The following is an 18296-nucleotide window of genomic DNA, read 5'->3' as shown; positions in this document are numbered from 1 at the left end:
TATGAAGCCATCACTTCACCTGAAAATACCTGCATCAACTGCTAACTTAGGAGTAGGATTTGATTCTATTGGTATGGCAATTAATAAATATTTATACCTATATGCTGAGGAAGCGGAAGGAAGTAACTGGGAATTTAGATATTTAAATGAAGAGTTAGACTCATTACCGAAAGATAAAAGTAATTATGTCTATAAAGTTGCACAACAAGTAGCTGAAAAATATAATGTGACTTTACCTAATTTAAAAGTGTCGATGAGAAGTGAGATTCCATTAGCAAGAGGGTTAGGATCATCTGCATCCGCTTTAGTTGGAGCATTATATATCGCTAACTACTTCGGTAATATCCAATTATCTAAGTATGAGTTACTACAACTAGCTACTGAAATAGAAGGGCATCCTGATAATGTAGCGCCTACAATTTATGGTGGATTACTCGCAGGATATTATAATCCTGAAACCAAAGAAACAAATGTGGCACATATTGATATACCTGATGTAGATGTGATTCTTACTATCCCAACATATGAACTCAAAACAGAAGACTCACGTAGGGTACTTCCAGATAAGTATTCACATGAGAAAGCAGTTCAAAATAGTGCGATTAGCAATACAATGATTTGTGCATTAATTCAACATAATTATGACCTTGCTGGAAAAATGATGACACAAGATGGTTTTCATGAACCTTATCGTCAACACTTGATTCTTGAATTTGAAAAAGTAAAAGTACTATCTCAAAAATATGATGCTTATGCTACAGTGATTAGTGGAGCAGGTCCAACGATATTGACATTGAGTCGTAAAGAAAAAAGTGGAGCACTTGTGAGAACATTAAAATCAGAAATAACAACTTGCGATTCTGAACTTGCAACAATTAATAATGTAGGTGTTATTGAAGAAGTTGTGTATCCTTCATAAAATTATTGTAAAATAGATAAGAGCAAAAATGAAAGGAGAGCAACTAAGAAATGAGTAACTATAAAATGATTGTTATGGATATGGATGACACTTTAATAACAAGTGATAATGTAGTTAGTCCTGAAACCAAAGATTATTTAATTCAACTACAAGAAGAAGGATATAAGATTGTTTTAGCCTCTGGAAGACCAACTGAGGGAATGATTCCAGTAGCTAAAGAATTAAAGTTAGATCATTACCAAAGCTATATCATTAGTTATAATGGTGGTAAAACAATTAATGCTAAAACAGAAGAAATTGAAGTAAGTAAAAGTGTAACTAAAGATCATTTTGATAAAATTACAGATTATTGTCGCGAAAAAGGCTTTTTAACATTAACGTATCAAGACGGACAAATTATCTTTGATACAGAACATGAATATCGTAAAATTGAATCAGAATTAACTGGTCTACCTATGAAACAAGTGGATGATATTAAAGCATATATTCAGTCTGATGTACCTAAAGCAATGGGCGTTGATTATGAAGAAAATATTTCAAAAGCACGTAACGAATTAAATGAAACATTTAATTCTGATATTGATGTGACGACGAGCAAACCTTTCTTCCTGGAATTCATGGCTAAAGATGTTTCTAAAGGTAATGCAATTAAAGCTTTATGTGAAAAGTTAAATATTTCATTATCAGAAGTGATTTGTTTTGGAGATAGCCTCAATGACCAATCAATGTTTGAAGTTGTAGGATATGCTGTAGCAATGGGAAATGCGAGTGAAGAATTAAAAAAGATTGCAGATAAAGTTACATTAGATAATGATTCTAATGGTATACCAGCAGCACTTAAAGAATTGCTATAAAACATTTATATAAATTAAAAGGAAGCGGAATGAATTCGTATTGAATCAAGTTTCGCTTCCTTTTTTTATTATCATAACTAGTTATTTAGCAGTGTGTGTCCAATCACGTTTACCTTTATTTCTTTTTACATGAGCATATACTTGATCAGCTGCATAATCTAAATTTGTATATACTGTTACTGTATATGCAGATTGGTTATCGCGAAATGGCTCATCTTGAAATACATCTTTTAAATGTGTAAATAAGTTTTCCATTTGATCATGAGTTAGACTAGGATACTCACGCAATGTGCGTTTCAGTAATTGTCCATTTCTTTCTTCTAAAGATTGTACGACAATAACAAAACGTTCATCGCTCTTTATTACGTCATCAAATAAATTTGTTTGACCTACCATACTCAGTCACCTCTAAGTCGTTATCGTTATACTCATTATACAAAATAAACGACTATTAGAAAATATACATATTGTGTTTAGTAATAAAAACAGGAGTAGAATTGTATTTAATTCTACTCCTAAATAAACGATGATATTAATCATGATAATGATGAGCTGTAAGATCCATATGATCTAATTTTACAAATTTAGTTTTACGAATCAATTTATGTACGATAAAGATAATCGCTAAGACAATTAAAGGCATGATATTAACAAAAAAATCACCTATATTACCACTAAATAAATCACCGATAGAATTACCAAAGTATAAGAAAATTAATGTAGCAAATACAATGATAGGACCTAGAGGGAAAAGTGGTGATTTATAAGGCAATAATGTATTAATATCTTTGCCTTGACGTTTAATACCTCTACGTAAACGTATTTGAGCCCATGCACTTATTGCCCATACAATAATAACTAAAGAGCCAATAATATTTAACAAGCTAAATACTGCATTAGCATAGAAATTAGCTAGAATAATAATTGCTACTACTAAAATGTAAGTGGTGACTAATGAACGCATCGGTAATTTTGTTTTATTATTTAATTTACTTAAAAACTTTGGTGCTTGCTTTTCATCACTCAAAGAGAAAAGCATTCTACTTGTTGTATACATTCCAGAATTCGCTGCAGATAGTAACGATGTAAGAATAACAGCATTAATAATTGATGCTGCAAATGCTATACCGATTCGATCGAAAACTATAGTAAATGGACTTTGAGATACTGATTGATTTTTATTTAATAATAAAGGATCAGTATAAGGAATAATAGCTGCAATGACGACAATAGATAAAACATAAAATAATAAAATTCTCCAAAATACTTGCTTAACAGCCCTTGGCATAGTTTTTTCAGGATTATCAGATTCACCTGCAGTGACCGCTACAACTTCCGTACCACCCACAGAAAATCCTGCTACAAGTAATACTGCTAAGAAACCAGATAAACCACCTACAAAAGGTGCTTCACCTTTGGTATAATTCTCGAATCCATATGTATGTCCACCAAGAATACCAAAAATCATTAATATACCGACAACAATAAATACAATAATTGTGACTACTTTAATTAGTGATAACCAAAATTCTGTTTCGCCAAATGCTTTAACAGTAAAGATATTTAATAGGAATATAATCGTTATAAAAATTAAACTCCATACTAGAGGACTGAAAATTTTAAATACATCCCAATAAAATAAAACATTAGAAGCTACCATTACATCAACGCTTGATACTAATGACCATAGAATGTAATACAACCAGCCCATTGTAAAACCGATAGACGGATCAATGAAACGGGTAGCATATGAACTAAACGAACCAGATACAGGATAAAATGTAGCAAGTTCTCCAATAGATGACATTAAAAAGTAAAGCATGATTCCTATCAATAAATAAGCTAAGATAGCTCCTCCAGGTCCTGCTTGAGAAACGACACTACCTGTAGCAACAAAAAGTCCAGTGCCTATTGCACCTCCGATAGCAATCATAGATATGTGTCTTGACTTAAGACCGCGTTTCATATTGTTATCTTCCATATAATATCTCCTAAATTAAAATTTAAAATATACAAATCATTTTAATCGTTTTGGTTCAAGTATTCAATAACTTTTGAACAATTTGTTTTAAAAATTTTAAATTTTCTGATTTTTTAAACGATTAGTTTTTGTTATGTAGAAGGAAACTGACTAAATTAAAAGAAACTTATTGCGTGAAAATGAAGGATATGATAGAATTTTAAATCGTAAGAATTCCTAATTATATATAACAAGAAAGGATGTTATTGATGCGCGTTAATGTAACTTTAGCTTGCACTGAATGTGGCGATCGTAATTATATTACAACAAAAAATAAACGTAATAACCCTGAGCGTATTGAAATGAAAAAATATTGCCCAAGATTAAATAAATACACGCTACACCGTGAAACTAAATAATTCCTTATCTTTTAAATACGACAAAAAGATAAACTATTATAGACTCATACATGTTTAAGATGAATAACATGTATGAGTCTTTTAATTTTAAAATAAATGTCTTTGTAATTTTTTAAAAGTATGTTAATATATAAAACGTAATTATTACGATTTATAAAAAGGAGATAATATATGGCTAAAAAATCTAAAATAGCTAAAGAATTAAAAAGAGAAAAATTAGTAAATCAATATTATGAATTACGTAAAGAGTTGAAAGAAAAAGGAGATTATAAAGCATTAAAGAAATTACCAAGAGATTCATCTCCAACTCGTTTAACAAGAAGATGCAAAGTTACAGGACGTTCTAGAGGTGTAATGAGAAAATTTGAAATGTCTAGAATTGCATTTCGAGAACATGCTCATAAAGGTCAAATTCCTGGTGTGAAAAAATCTAGTTGGTAATTGAAACTAATACTTTAGTCCGTTTACATTGTATTTAAAAAATTGTAAAGTATATAAGGATATAAATAATAAGAGCGAGAAAAAGGTGATTTCTCGCTCTAGATTACGTTATAAATAATTTTGTAAAGAGTCAGATATTTTATTTATGTCTACAGTGTCTTTTAAATTTAAAATGTATAGGGGAAATTTAAAGTATGAAAATTTTTGATTATGAAGATATTCAATTAATTCCAAATAAATGTATTGTTAATAGTAGATCTGAATGTGATACGACTGTACAATTTGGGCCAAAAACTTTTAAGTTACCAGTGGTTCCAGCTAATATGCAAACAGTAATGAATGAATCTTTAGCTGAATGGTTTGCAGAAAATGATTATTTTTATATTATGCACCGTTTTGATGAAGCAGGTCGTATACCTTTTATAAAAAAAATGCAAAATAAAGGACTTTTCGCTTCTATTTCAGTGGGTGTAAAGGAAACTGAATTTGAATTTATAGAAAAATTAAAAACTGAACATTTAATACCTGAATATATTACAATTGATATCGCTCATGGTCATGCTAATTCGGTTATTAATATGATTAAACATATTAAAAAACATATTCCTCAATCATTTGTTATTGCGGGTAATGTAGGAACCCCTGAGGGAGTAAGAGAGTTAGAAAATGCTGGTGCAGATGCTACTAAAGTTGGTATAGGACCAGGACGAGTGTGTATTACTAAAATTAAAACTGGATTCGGTACAGGCGGTTGGCAATTAGCTGCATTAAACATTTGTAGTAAAGCTGCACGTAAACCAATTATTGCTGATGGAGGTATTAGAACACATGGTGATATTGCGAAATCTATTCGTTTTGGAGCCACTATGGTTATGATTGGTTCATTATTTGCAGCGCATGAAGAATCTCCTGGCGAAACAGTTGAGTTAGATGGTAAACGTTATAAAGAATATTTTGGTAGTGCCTCCGAATTCCAAAAAGGGGAACATAAGAATGTTGAAGGGAAGAAAATGTTTGTGGAACATAAAGGTTCATTAAAAGATACCTTAGTTGAAATGCAACAAGATCTTCAAAGTTCAATTTCCTATGCTGGTGGCAAAGATTTAAAATCACTAACTACTGTTGACTATGTTATTGTAAGAAACTCAATTTTTAATGGCGACCGAGATTAATATATGTTTAGTAGGTGAATATTATTAAAAAGTTCCTTTTATTTACTGCAATATTTTTGTTATTTATCATTATAAAGCCTATCGAAGAAAATCAGTTTTTTATTCATTTACAAAATAATGTAAGAGATAAAGTAGAAGTTTTATTAAATGAAGATACAAGTTTTAAAAATAATGTGCTTAAAGTTCCAAAAAAACAAGAATTTGCAGTTAATAATATTCAATTAAATATGTCTCAAAAGGAAGTAGAAAATAAGATAGGGCGACCAAAAAGAGTGACATCAAATGAATATGGTACAAAATGGTACACTTATTACAATGATGATTATCAAAATTTTTTAATGGTAAGTTACATTAATAATAAAGTTAATGCTTTATTTAGTAATCAAAATATTATAACTTCTAAATCTAAAATTAAATATAATACCCCTAAAAAAGTGGTTGAACAACGTCTCGGTAAACCAGTAGATAAAATTACAAAAGGACGTTATCGTTTTGTTGTAAAAAATAATGAATATGATGTTTTTTATAAAGATCACATTTATACTACTGCATTTTACGATAAACATAATAAAAATAACTTAACAGGGTTGTTGCAAGTGAGTGAATCGATGGAAAACCGATTACAAAAGCAATATGGTGCACCATCTACAACGCTAGAAAAAAGCTTTGAATATCAAAATTTTGATTTAGTTAATGCAGAAAGAAAACAACGCGGATTAAATACATTGGATTACTCTAAAAAAATATCTCATACTGCAAGAAAACATAGTGAAGATATGGTTAAAAATAATTATTTTGATCATACTGATTTAAATGGTCATTCACCTTTCGATAGAATGAAACGTGATGGTATTCAATTTAATGCTGCTGCTGAAAATTTAGCTTATGGTCAACAAAGTAGTATTTATGCTCACGAAGGACTTATGAATTCTCTAGGACACCGAGAAAATATTTTAAATACGCACGTAAATACATTAGGTGTAGGTGTAGATTTTAATAAAAATCGACAACCATTTTGGACAGAAAACTACGCTGGATAATGTTTGATTTATAATATATAGGGGTATGTTCATTTTGCAAGGAAGTTGATATTATGCCTACAAAGAAAAATAAGAAAAAAGATATACTTGATAAAGTAAAAGAGATTTTAAATAAAAAATAAAACTAGAAGCGTCTATGCGCTTCTAGTTTTTTGTATATTAAACATATATAAGAGATTTTAACGTAACGAACAAGAGATAAACTATAATTCTCTATATAGACCAATGACTTTACCGATAACTGTTACATTATCTAAATATATGGGACTCATAGCACTATTTTCTGGTTGTAAACGATATCGATTTTTTTCTTTGAAAAAGCGTTTTACAGTAGCTTCATCATCTTCAGTCATTGCTACGATAATATCTCCATTTTCAGCAATAGTTTGGCTTCTTACAATTACTTTATCTCCGTCTAAAATACCCGCTTCAATCATACTTTCACCGATAACATTTAAAATAAACACATCACTATTGTGTGTAGACGTTAAATGTTCTGGTAATGGAAAGTATTCTTCTATATTTTCAACTGCGGTAATCGGAACTCCTGCTGTAACTTTACCGATAACAGGAACATAGATAGTTTCTTCTCTAGTCATATCATTATTTTGGTCACTCACGATTTCAATTGCTCTAGGTTTAGTAGGATCTCTTCTAATATATCCTTTTTCTTCTAATCTAGATAAATGACCATGCACAGTTGAACTTGAGGCAAGACCAACAGCTTCACCAATCTCTCTTACACTTGGTGGATAACCTTTTATTTGAACAACATGTTTAATATAATTATAAATCTCACTTTGTCTTTTAGTTAACTCTCTCATATATAGGCACTCCCTAAGTTTATTTTAATATAGTATAGCATTTTTTGGTTTTTTAAACAAACGTTTGTTCGTAATTCTATTGACTAAGAACGCTAGTTCTGTTAAAGTATTTATACAAACAAATGTTCTAGGAGTGGAAATAAATGCTTAGTAATCGTACTAGTAATATCATTAAAAATATAATTGTTCTAGTAGTATCTTGCATCGTTTTTCTGGTGTTTTTTACTAATTTATATCAGAACGCTCATACGGAACACATGTACGAAATTACCGATCATACGATCCCTGAAAAAGCGATTTTAAACGATGATTATAAGAACGATATACCCAACAATACAGAACAAACAGACTATAAAGTGTTCGCATTAGTTAAATAAATATTTAAGAGATACAGATAAAAAGTTATTACTTCTAAGAAATGGGAATATGAAGTATTATATAAAAATACTTCATTTATTTTAGAAAGAGTTTATGATGCTTAGATTTTTTATCTATGTCTCTTTTTGTTATATTAATTAAGTATTTTATATGTATTAAAGAAAAGAATAGGAAGTGTAATGACATGTCAAATAATAATTTAAATATAGATAGAATTAATGAATTAGCAAAAAAGAAAAAAGAGCAAGGTTTAACAGAAGCTGAAGCAAAAGAGCAATCTAAGTTGCGTAAACAATATTTAGATTCTTTTAGAGAGGGATTTAAACAACAAATTGAAAGTACCAAAGTCATTGATCCAGAAGGCAACGATGTAACGCCTGAAAAACTTAAAAAAATTCAAGAAAGAAAAAAGAATGATCAATAGTTAATAACATTTTAATCATTAACATTATAATCTTATCATTTACTATATTTTTAAGTTATAATATAAAAAAGATGATTAATTCTAGAAGGGAAGTATGTAAGATGTTTAATGAAAAAGACCAATTAGCTATTGATACTATACGTGCATTAAGTATTGATGCAATTGAAGAAGCAAATTCTGGTCATCCTGGTCTGCCTATGGGAGCTGCACCAATGGCCTACACGCTTTGGACTCGCCACTTAAACTTTAATCCACAATCTAAAGATTACTTTAACAGAGATAGATTTATATTATCTGCAGGTCATGGTTCTGCTTTACTATATAGTTTATTACATGTCTCTGGAAGCTTAGAATTAGAAGAATTAAAGCAGTTCAGACAATGGGGTTCTAAAACACCTGGACATCCTGAGTTTCGTCATACAGATGGTGTTGAAGTTACAACAGGTCCATTAGGGCAAGGATTTGCTATGTCTGTGGGAATGGCTTTAGCTGAAGCTCATTTAGGTGGTAAATTTAATAAAGGTGATATTAACGTTGTAGATCATTATACTTACGTGTTGGCTTCAGATGGAGATTTAATGGAAGGTATTTCTCATGAAGCAGCTTCATTTGCTGGTCATAATCAATTAGATAAACTTATTGTATTATACGATTCAAATGATATTTCACTTGATGGTGAACTTAACAAATCTTTCTCAGAAGATGTAAAACAACGTTTTGAAAGTTATGGATGGAACCATATTTTAGTAAAAGATGGCAACAATTTAGAAGAAATTGATAATGCGATTACTAAAGCTAAACAGCAAAATGGTCCTACGTTAATTGAAGTTAAAACAATTATTGGTTACGGCGCGCCAAACGTTAGCGGTACAAATGGTGTTCACGGAGCACCACTTGGTACTGATGAAAGAAAACTTACATTGGAAGCATATGGATTAGATCCAGAAAAACGTTTCAATGTTCCAGAAGAAGTATATGAAATCTTCCAAACAACAATGTTAAAACGTGCAAATGAGCATGAAGATGAGTGGAAAGAAAAATTAGAAACATATACAGAAAAATATCCAGAATTAGCTGAAGAATTTAAATTGACAATCAGTGGTAAATTACCTGAAAATTATAAAGATGAATTACCAAAATTCAGTAGTGACCATAATGCAGCTACTCGTGCAGATTCTGGAGAAATCATTCAAGCAATTAGTAAATCTGTTCCTTCATTCTTTGGTGGTTCTGCAGATTTAGCAGGATCTAATAAATCAAATGTTAAAGAAGCTACAGATTACAATCCTAATACTCCAGAAGGTAAAAATGTTTGGTTTGGTGTAAGAGAGTTTGCTATGGGTGCTGCAGTAAACGGTATGGCAGCACATGGAGGTTTACATCCTTATGGTGCTACCTTCTTCGTATTTAGCGATTACTTAAAACCAGCATTACGCTTATCTGCAATTATGGGATTGAATGCAACATTTATCTTTACACATGATTCAATTGCTGTAGGTGAAGATGGTCCAACACACGAACCTATTGAACAGTTAGCAGGTTTAAGAGCTATTCCAAATATGAACGTCATTCGTCCAGCAGACGGTAATGAAACAAGAGTAGCATGGGAAGTTGCATTAGAATCTAAACAAACACCAACATCTCTAGTTTTAACTCGTCAAAACCTTCCTTATTTAGATGTAGATGAAGAAACGGTTGAAGAAGGCGTACGAAAAGGTGCATATATTGTATTTGAAACTGAAACTAAACCAGAATATCTATTGTTAGCAACTGGCTCAGAAGTAAGCTTAGCTATTGAAGCAGCTAAAGATTTAGATAAACAAGGTAAAGGTGTAAGAGTAGTTTCTATGCCAAACTGGTTCGCTTTTGAGCAACAATCAGACGAGTATAAAGAATCAGTTATTCCAAAAGAATTAACTAAACGTGTTGCAATTGAAATGGCTTCACCACTCGGTTGGCATAAATATGTAGGCACTGAAGGCAAAGTCATTGGAATCGATGGTTTTGGTGCAAGTGCACCAGGAGACTTAGTTGTTGAAAAATATGGCTTTACTAAAGAAAATATTTTAAATCAAATTCGCACTTTTTAATATTATGATTTAGTCAACATAGAGAGCGGGAAATGAATTCAAAATGAGTTCTTTCCTGCTCTTTCTTATTTTGTGAATAGTACTTTATATGAAGTGATTTATAATATTAGTATTCGTGTTAAACAGTTTGTTAATATAAAATAGAAGTGGTGTTATTCTAAAACTAACTCTTGAAATCAAGATAGTTATTTAGTAAAATTCAGTAGGATATAGAAAGTGGGTGAAACAATGGCAACTTGGTTAGCAATTTTATTAATCATTGTAGCACTTATCATCGGACTAGTTGGTGGTTTCTTCTTAGCAAGAAAATATATGATGGACTATTTGAAAAAAAACCCACCTATCAATGAAGAAATGTTACGTATGATGATGATGCAAATGGGACAAAAACCGTCTCAAAAGAAAATCAATCAAATGATGACGATGATGAACAAAAACATGGATCAAAACATGAAGAGTTCAAAAAAATAATAGTTATTAAAGGATTGTATGCTATAAGGGTTTACAATCCTTTGTTTTTGTTGTAAAACATTTTTAGTTGGAGTATTTAAGAATTATAATAGTATTAAACTTTTAGTTATGTGAATATAAGAAGGTGTAAATTTGGCATATTTAGTTTTTTCCATAGTATTTGCATTGTTTATGGGGATTGTTGTCATAGTTATTCGTATGAAAGCACAAAAGTTTCCTGTAAATGAAAAGAAAATTATTTTACCTCCTATCTTTATGTCGACAGGTGCTTTGATGTATGTCATTCCATATTTTAGATTAACTGGGGCTGAAATTTTAGAATCTATCATTTTAGGTGTGATATTTTCGTCTGTACTTATCTGGACAAGTCATTTTGAAGTTCAAGGTGCTGAGGTATATATGAAACGATCAAAAGCGTTTCCAATCATTTTAATTTCGCTTTTAATTATTAGAACAATCATAAAAATATTTATTAGTAGCTCTATTGATCCAGGAGAAATCGGAGGCATGTTCTTTTTATTGGCATTTAGTATGATTGTTCCTTGGCGTTTAGCTATGTTATATAAATATAAAAACGTTAAAAAATCTTTAGTCTCATAATAGAGATTAATATTATTACCTTATCTAAAATTAAATAAAATATTATTATTTTGATATTAAATTGAATTGAAGTTTAGAGCGAGTATGTGAGTTCATTGAGAATTCAATCTCGCTCTTTTTTAAATAAATTATAAATCTTTAAAAAGTAAGGGGAATGTTATGAAAATTATACATACTGGAGATTGGCATTTAGGAAAGATACTTAACGGAAAACAATTTCTTGAAGACCAATCATTTATTTTAGAACAATTTATTCAATGTTTAAAAGATGAAAAACCTGATGTAGTTGTGATTTCTGGGGATATTTATGATACAACTTATCCGAGTAAAGAAACCATTTATCTTTTTGAAAATGCTATTCATACGATTAATATAGATATGAATATCCCCATGATTATTTCTAATGGTAATCACGACGGTAAAGAACGATTGAATTATGGTGCTTCATGGTTTGAACATTCCAAACTCTTTATACGTACAAAATTAAAACATATGAATCAGCCTATCGTATTTAATGATGTACATTTCTATGTACTTCCATTTGCTACTATTAGTGAAGTAAAAGAATTTTTTAAAGATGCTTCTATTCAAACGTATCAACAAGCAACAGAAAAATGTATTAATTATATAGTAGAAAATTTGAATAAAGAGAAAATAAATATTTTAATTGGTCACTTAACGATAAATGGGGGAAAAACATCAGATTCAGAAAGACCTTTAACAATTGGGACTGTTGAAAGTGTTACTAAATCGTGTTTTAACGTATTTGATAAAGTGTTATTAGGACATTTACATCATCCATTTAGTATTAAAGATGACATTATTGATTATTCTGGTTCACTGTTACAATATTCATTTTCAGAAATAAACCAGCCTAAGGGATATAAACGTTTGGTGATTAAAGATAAAAATGAAATATCAACATCATTTGTGCAACTTAAACCTTTAAGAGAGCTTGAAGTGGTTGAGGGCGAGTATGATGAAGTGATTCAAGGACATATTCAACCTAAAAATAAAGATAATTATATACATTTCAAACTTAAAAATATGTCGTATATTAGTGATCCAATGATTCATTTAAAACAACTATTCCCTAATACTCTTGCGCTTAGCAATATTACTTTTGAAAATGAGGGACCTTTACATCAGACACAAATACAACAACAAGACGACCAAACTATTATTAAGCAATTTTATAAGATGATTACAGATAATGAGATGACAAAATACCAGGAAGAAAAAATAAATAATTTAATCACTTTGGTATCGAATAAGGAGGTCTAAAATGAAACCAATAAAATTAACGTTACATAATTTTGGCCCATTCTTACATGAAATGATTGATTTTACTCAAATTAAAAATGATCAACTTTTTTTAATTAGTGGTAAAACTGGTTCGGGAAAAACCATGATATTTGATGCAATTGTATTTTCGTTATTTGGAAAAGCTTCTACAGAAGGCAGAAGTGAAGCGGGATTAAGAAGTCATTTTGCAGAGGCAAAATCTCCTATGTGGGTTGAATATGAATTTCAACTCAATAAAAAATATTTCAAAATTATTCGTCAAGGCGCTTTTACTAAAGAAGGAAACACTAGTCAAACACCAGGAAAACTAGATGTGTATGAATATGATTCTAAAAGTGAAACATATGAATTAAGAGAAAGTAAAATCAGCGTTGGAAATCAATATATTAAATCATTACTAGGAGTTAATGCTGAACAATTTAGACAGTTATTTATTCTTCCACAAGGTGAATTCAAAAAATTTTTAGTATCCAATAGTACAGATAAACAGGGGATATTAAGAACTTTATTTAATAGTATACGTTTTGAAGAAATTCAAAAACTTCTTCAAAGTGAAGTGAAAGAAGAGAAAAAACAAATTGAAAAAAGATACAATCAAATAAAATTACTATGGGAAGATATCGAAGCATTTGATGATGAGCAATTAATTCAATTTAAACAAATTCATCACATGAAAACTCAAGAATTAATACAGACTATTCCCGATTTTAGAGCAATAGGTCATCAAATCGAAGAAAAAAGACTGCATCTAAAAAATGAGCAAAACGAACAATTGCTTTCTATAACAAAACGTATTGATTTAAATAAAACGTTAGAACAACAACTGAGTGAACTGAAAGAATATCATCAATTAAAACATCAGTTAGATGAACAAATGGATGACATAAATGCATTAAAAGTAAAATTAAATCGATTAAATGATGCTGGCATGCTGTTTAATTTATATGATCAACAACACTTTAAAGAAGAAAAACATCAAACAATAAAAACCAAAATAATAGAAACTGAAAATAAAATATCGCAATTAAATAATAAAATAAACATGCTTGAAAAAGAACGTAAACAATTAGACAAGATGAGTGACTCATATCATTTAAAAAGTGAGAGTTTAGAACAATCGAAGCCCTTTTATAATTATTTGAATAAATATCAACAAGCGTTTAAAGAGCAAGAACATATTATTCACAGTTATAATGAAATGATGAAAGAGCAAGAGCAGTTAATTAATAAAGAACATAAAATGAGTAAATCTATTGATAGCTATAAAGTGGATAATAAAGCTATTGATGAGCTGACTGAACAAATATATCAATTACAAAAACAATTAGATGAACAACAGAATTTAAAAGATAAGTATGAAAAGCAAGTTTCCCTAAAACGACAATATCATCAACATTCAAAAGAGGTACAAAATTTAAAAAATGACATTGATACACTCAATCAACAGTTAGGAATCATTGATAAACGTAATATTGATTTAAATGATAAACAAACCTTTATTATTGAAATACAGTCAGCGTTACGTATTGGCGATACATGTCCAATATGTGGAAATGAAATTGAATCTTTAAATCAGCATATTGATTTCGAAACTATTAATCAAAATCATCAATTACTTGATAAACTTTCTAATGAAATTAATGAAAAAAAACAGCATTTAAGTAAAAGCGAAGCGACGTGTGAATTACTCTCTCAAAGCATATCAGATTTAGGAGAGATAGAGTATAAATCGATTAATTTAGACCAAATCAAAGAAAAGTTACAAAGTGCAAAGTCTGAAAAAATACAATTACAACAACAATTAGAAGAGTTAGATAAATTACAACAAAAATTTCATACGTTACAGCAAGAGAAGCATCAGCAAGAACTTAAATTAGAGAAATTAGCTTCTCAAAAACGTCAGAATCAAACTTTAATTCAAGATTTTGAAATAAATACAGGATATTCAAGTATTGAAACTTTTAAAAATTATTACTTAAGTCTTCGAAAAGAGATTGATGAATATCATCAACATGTTAATGATACTAATAAAAACATGCAATCATATCAAAATGCGCTAGCTTTAGAAAATAATAGTGTTGATAATTATTTAGCTACGAGTAAAGAACTACAAAAAGAATTAGATTATTTTGCAACAACTATCCGAAAAGAAATGAAACGATTAGGTTTAAAAAATGAAGATGAAATAAAAAAATTAAAGCATGAACTTCAAAATAAAGAACATATTGAGAAAAGAATTAATCAATTCGATAAGGAACAACATAAATATAACGTTGAAATAGAACGATTAACACGCCTTACAAGTGAAAAAGAACTTGAAGATATATCTAATCTTGAAATGCAAAAAGAACATATCGAAGAAAAATATAATCAGTATGTTAATGATGTTGTATCAATACAATATAAAATTAAGAAGAATGATGAAAAATTTGCAAAAATAGAAAAACATATTCACTATTTAGATGAAGAGTTAAAAGAGCAGCAACAAATTTTTAATTTATCTGAGGTTTTATCTGGAAAGAATCATCAAAAATTATCGCTTGAAAACTATGTATTAATTTATTATTTAGAAAGAATTATACATCAAGCAAATATTAGATTAGATATAATGAGCGGGCGAAGATACCAACTTAAACGAAGAGAATCAATATCACAAGGATATAGTGGATTAGAAATCGATGTATTTGATTTATATTCTAATAAGTCAAGACATATTAGTTCATTATCAGGGGGAGAAACGTTTCAAGCATCCCTGGCTCTAGCATTAGGATTAAGTGAAGTCGTACAACAAGAATCTGGAGGTATTACGTTAGAATCAATGTTTATCGATGAAGGATTCGGCACACTTGATCAAGAAACTTTAGAAACATCTCTTGATACATTATTAAATTTAAAAACATCTGGACGAATGGTAGGAATTATCTCTCATGTGAGTGAATTAAAACAACGAATTCCATTAATACTTGAAGTAAATACAAATCAGTATCAAAGTTACACAAAATTTAAATGGAAATAACAAAAGAGGCTGGGACATAATTTCTAAAAAATAGCCAGTAAATGAGTTTTTTATAAATTCATTTACTGGCTTCTTTATTTACAATACTACGTATTGTTGGCTCGCTTTCTTAGGGGACAGCTTCAGCCTGTAGTCTTCAGCTTGTCCTGTTCCCTCAAGAGTCTCGCCAAAATACTTTGTATTTATATGTAATTTTACATTGAAATACTTAAAAAAATAGGGCCCTTTCGTATAATTTAATAAACACTAATAAACTAAACTAACGAGGTGCCTTATGTATAAAGATTATAACATGACTCAACTTACTCTACCAATGGAAACTTCAATGCTTATCCCCACAAATGATATTTCACGACATGTCAATAATATTGTAGAAACCATTCCTAAGACTGAATTCGATGAATTCAGACATCATCGTGGTGCAACATCATACCATCCGAAAATGATGTTAAAAGTCATTCTATATGTCTACACACAATCTGTGTTTTCAGGACGTAAGATAGAAAAATGACTTAATGATAGCATCCGAGTGATGTGGCTATCACAAAATCAAAAGCTTTCTTATAAAATGATTAATCGATTTAGAGTCAATCCAAAAGTAGATGCTTTATTAGAATCATTATTTATTCAATTTCATAGTCAGTGTTTGAAACAACATCTTATAGATGAACAGGTCATTTTTATTGATGGTACGAAAGTTGAGGCGAATGCCAATCGATATACATTTGTATGAAAAAAGAGTATTCAAAACCATGAGTCAAGGAAGAATGAAGATTCTAAAGTGCTCTATCATGAATGGGTGACAAATAAAATCATACCTGAGATTAAAGAAGATCGCGATAATGACTTAACAAAAAAAGAAATAGATTTGATTGGTAGTCATTTCGATAAAGAAATCGAAGATTTAAACCAACATATCGATAATGAAAAATGGACTAAAATAAGAAAACAAATACGGCTCAAAAGAACTAAAATTAAAAAATATAAAAAGCAAATTAATAATTACTCTGAGCGAAAGCATAAATACGAAGGCTAAAAATTTATTTTAAAGCATAGAAATAGTTATTCTAAAACAGATCATGAGGCCACATTTATGAGAATGAAAGGAGATTATATGAAAAATGGACAACTCAAGCCAGGTTATCATTTACAAATAGCGACAAATTCTCAATTCGTTTTATCTTATCATGTGTATCAAAATCTTACTGATACAAGAACGATGATACCATTTTTAAATTCAATTCAAGAGACCTACGGTCATTTACCTGAATATATCGTAGCTGACGCAGGTTATGGTAGCGAACCCAATTATATGGCAATTATAGATGATTTTAATCGAACATCGCTTATAACTTACGGTATGTTGATAAAAGATAAAACTAAAAAGTATAAAGTGACATCTTTAATACTCAAAATTGGGATTATGACGAAATTAACGATGAATACATTTGTCCAAACAAAAAGCGATTAGGTTTTAAAAGATATGCCTATCGTCATGATAAATATGGTTTTAAACGGGACTTTAAATTATATGAATGTGATGATTGTTCAGAATGTTCTTTGAAGCACCAATGGATGAAATTCAATTCAAAAACAAATAAAAAAATAATGAAAAATTATAATTGGGAATATTTTAAAGCCCAAATTAATCAAAAGCTTTCAGAAGCAAAAACAAAAACCATCTACAGTCAAGGAAAAATTGACGTGGCGTCTGTTTTTGGATTTATGAAGGCTATTTTGGGTTTCACTCGAATGTCCATTTGAGGGATAAATAAAGTCAAAAGAGAACTAGGATTTGTATTAATGGCACTTAATATAAGAAAAGTAGCAGCTCGACGAGCTGAAAATAATCAAAAAAATTATAAAAAAGACAATTTCTATATTATTTCAATAGAAATTGTCTTTTTTCACTTATCTAGAAACTTTATGTCCCGGACTCTTTGGATTTATTTATTTGTTTTTAAAAGATCTCGAATTTCTGTAAGTAATACCGTATTTGTATCAATTTCTTCTTCTGGTTCTTCTTTTCTCATAATTGTATTGGCAATCTTAACAAAGATAAATAATGCAAAAGCAACAATAATAAAATCAATAATTGACTGAATGAAAAGACCATACTTAATGCCCCAAAGTTGCCAATCTTTAGCAAAATCTACCGAACCGAACAGTTTACCAATCAATGGCATGATAATATAAGTTACTAAGGATGATACAATTTTATTAAATGCTGCTCCTATAACTACAGCAATTGCTAAATCTAAAACATTTCCTTTAAATGCAAACTCTTTAAATTCTTTTAGCATAGTAATCTCCTATTTATTTAATTTTTATATAATATATCATACAAAACATAAATAAATTAGTAAATATTAAAATTAATGAA

Annotated in this window: 17 protein-coding genes and 1 pseudogene; 14 read left to right on the top strand and 4 right to left on the bottom strand. The window is 29.6% G+C overall.

All coding sequences use genetic code 11. The annotated features are described in order from the left end of the window. Position 1 precedes the first annotated feature (1 nt). Together thrB and NST64_RS07075 are read left to right on the top strand one after the other, a co-directional pair. Entirely contained in the window at positions 2-919 is a 918-nt protein-coding gene (gene thrB, locus NST64_RS07080) for a homoserine kinase (RefSeq protein WP_107632412.1), read from the top strand. Between the two features lie 50 nt (positions 920-969). Further along, positions 970-1773 carry a Cof-type HAD-IIB family hydrolase gene (locus NST64_RS07075; protein ID WP_107632411.1) on the top strand — a complete coding sequence of 268 codons (804 nt, stop codon included), beginning with the start codon at positions 970-972 and terminating at the stop codon, positions 1771-1773. Positions 1774-1854: 81 nt separating this feature from the next. Here the strand turns inward: NST64_RS07075 and NST64_RS07070 are convergent, their stop codons facing one another. Together NST64_RS07070 and NST64_RS07065 are read right to left on the bottom strand one after the other, a co-directional pair. Continuing rightward, on the bottom strand, positions 1855-2169 hold the full coding sequence (locus tag NST64_RS07070) for a hypothetical protein (protein WP_002449111.1): 315 nt from the start codon (positions 2167-2169) through the stop codon (positions 1855-1857). 136 nt (positions 2170-2305) lie between these two features. Beyond that, entirely contained in the window at positions 2306-3754 is a 1449-nt protein-coding gene (locus tag NST64_RS07065; protein WP_002455381.1) for an amino acid permease, read from the bottom strand. Between the two features lie 248 nt (positions 3755-4002). On the opposite strand from NST64_RS07065, the gene rpmG reads away from it, so the two are divergent. From rpmG to NST64_RS07045, 4 genes are all read left to right on the top strand, one after another. After that, positions 4003-4152, top strand: coding sequence for a 50S ribosomal protein L33 (gene rpmG / locus NST64_RS07060; RefSeq protein WP_001265708.1), 150 nt, complete (start codon positions 4003-4005; stop codon positions 4150-4152). A 171-nt stretch (positions 4153-4323) separates the two neighbouring features. Next, entirely contained in the window at positions 4324-4593 is a 270-nt protein-coding gene (rpsN, locus tag NST64_RS07055) for a 30S ribosomal protein S14 (protein WP_107632410.1), read from the top strand. A gap of 194 nt (positions 4594-4787) precedes the next feature. Next, positions 4788-5765 carry a GMP reductase gene (gene guaC, locus NST64_RS07050; RefSeq protein WP_107632409.1) on the top strand — a complete coding sequence of 326 codons (978 nt, stop codon included), beginning with the start codon at positions 4788-4790 and terminating at the stop codon, positions 5763-5765. Between the two features lie 14 nt (positions 5766-5779). Further along, positions 5780-6805: a CAP domain-containing protein gene (locus NST64_RS07045; RefSeq protein ID WP_107640156.1), complete on the top strand. Its 1026-nt coding sequence runs from the start codon at positions 5780-5782 to the stop codon at positions 6803-6805. Positions 6806-7008: 203 nt separating this feature from the next. Here NST64_RS07045 and lexA read toward each other — a convergent pair whose 3' ends face one another. Then, entirely contained in the window at positions 7009-7629 is a 621-nt protein-coding gene (lexA, locus tag NST64_RS07040; protein WP_077700452.1) for a transcriptional repressor LexA, read from the bottom strand. A gap of 143 nt (positions 7630-7772) precedes the next feature. Here lexA and sosA point away from each other — a divergent pair, with 143 nt between their 5' ends. The 8 genes and pseudogenes from sosA to NST64_RS07000 all read left to right on the top strand — a co-directional run. Beyond that, positions 7773-8006, top strand: a complete 234-nt coding sequence (gene sosA / locus NST64_RS07035) for a DNA damage-induced cell division inhibitor SosA (RefSeq protein ID WP_107632408.1) — start codon at positions 7773-7775, stop codon at positions 8004-8006. Between the two features lie 185 nt (positions 8007-8191). Continuing rightward, positions 8192-8431, top strand: coding sequence for a DUF896 domain-containing protein (locus tag NST64_RS07030; protein ID WP_002449118.1), 240 nt, complete (start codon positions 8192-8194; stop codon positions 8429-8431). Positions 8432-8532: 101 nt separating this feature from the next. Then, the gene (gene tkt, locus NST64_RS07025) at positions 8533-10521 is read left to right on the top strand and encodes a transketolase (protein ID WP_049418132.1); all 1989 of its coding nucleotides are present in this window, start codon (positions 8533-8535) and stop codon (positions 10519-10521) included. 228 nt (positions 10522-10749) lie between these two features. Then, positions 10750-10992: a YneF family protein gene (locus tag NST64_RS07020; RefSeq protein ID WP_037541068.1), complete on the top strand. Its 243-nt coding sequence runs from the start codon at positions 10750-10752 to the stop codon at positions 10990-10992. A 132-nt stretch (positions 10993-11124) separates the two neighbouring features. After that, the gene (locus NST64_RS07015; RefSeq protein ID WP_002449105.1) at positions 11125-11592 is read left to right on the top strand and encodes a CcdC family protein; all 468 of its coding nucleotides are present in this window, start codon (positions 11125-11127) and stop codon (positions 11590-11592) included. Between the two features lie 159 nt (positions 11593-11751). After that, positions 11752-12876, top strand: coding sequence for an exonuclease subunit SbcD (gene sbcD, locus NST64_RS07010; protein ID WP_002449112.1), 1125 nt, complete (start codon positions 11752-11754; stop codon positions 12874-12876). A gap of 1 nt (position 12877) precedes the next feature. Then, entirely contained in the window at positions 12878-15913 is a 3036-nt protein-coding gene (sbcC, locus tag NST64_RS07005) for an exonuclease subunit SbcC (protein ID WP_336942167.1), read from the top strand. A gap of 274 nt (positions 15914-16187) precedes the next feature. Continuing rightward, a pseudogene (locus NST64_RS07000) lies at positions 16188-17854 on the top strand (IS1182 family transposase); the annotation flags it as partial. Between the two features lie 5 nt (positions 17855-17859). Here NST64_RS07000 and mscL read toward each other — a convergent pair. After that, on the bottom strand, positions 17860-18216 hold the full coding sequence (mscL, locus tag NST64_RS06995) for a large conductance mechanosensitive channel protein MscL (RefSeq protein WP_002455375.1): 357 nt from the start codon (positions 18214-18216) through the stop codon (positions 17860-17862). Positions 18217-18296: the final 80 nt, after the last annotated feature.

The organism is Staphylococcus sp. FSL W8-1268, from assembly GCF_038003965.1.
Classification (GTDB): Bacteria; Bacillota; Bacilli; order Staphylococcales; family Staphylococcaceae; genus Staphylococcus; species Staphylococcus hominis.
Note: the sequence above shows the minus strand (reverse complement) of the source record. Positions and strands in the feature narration are given on the sequence as shown.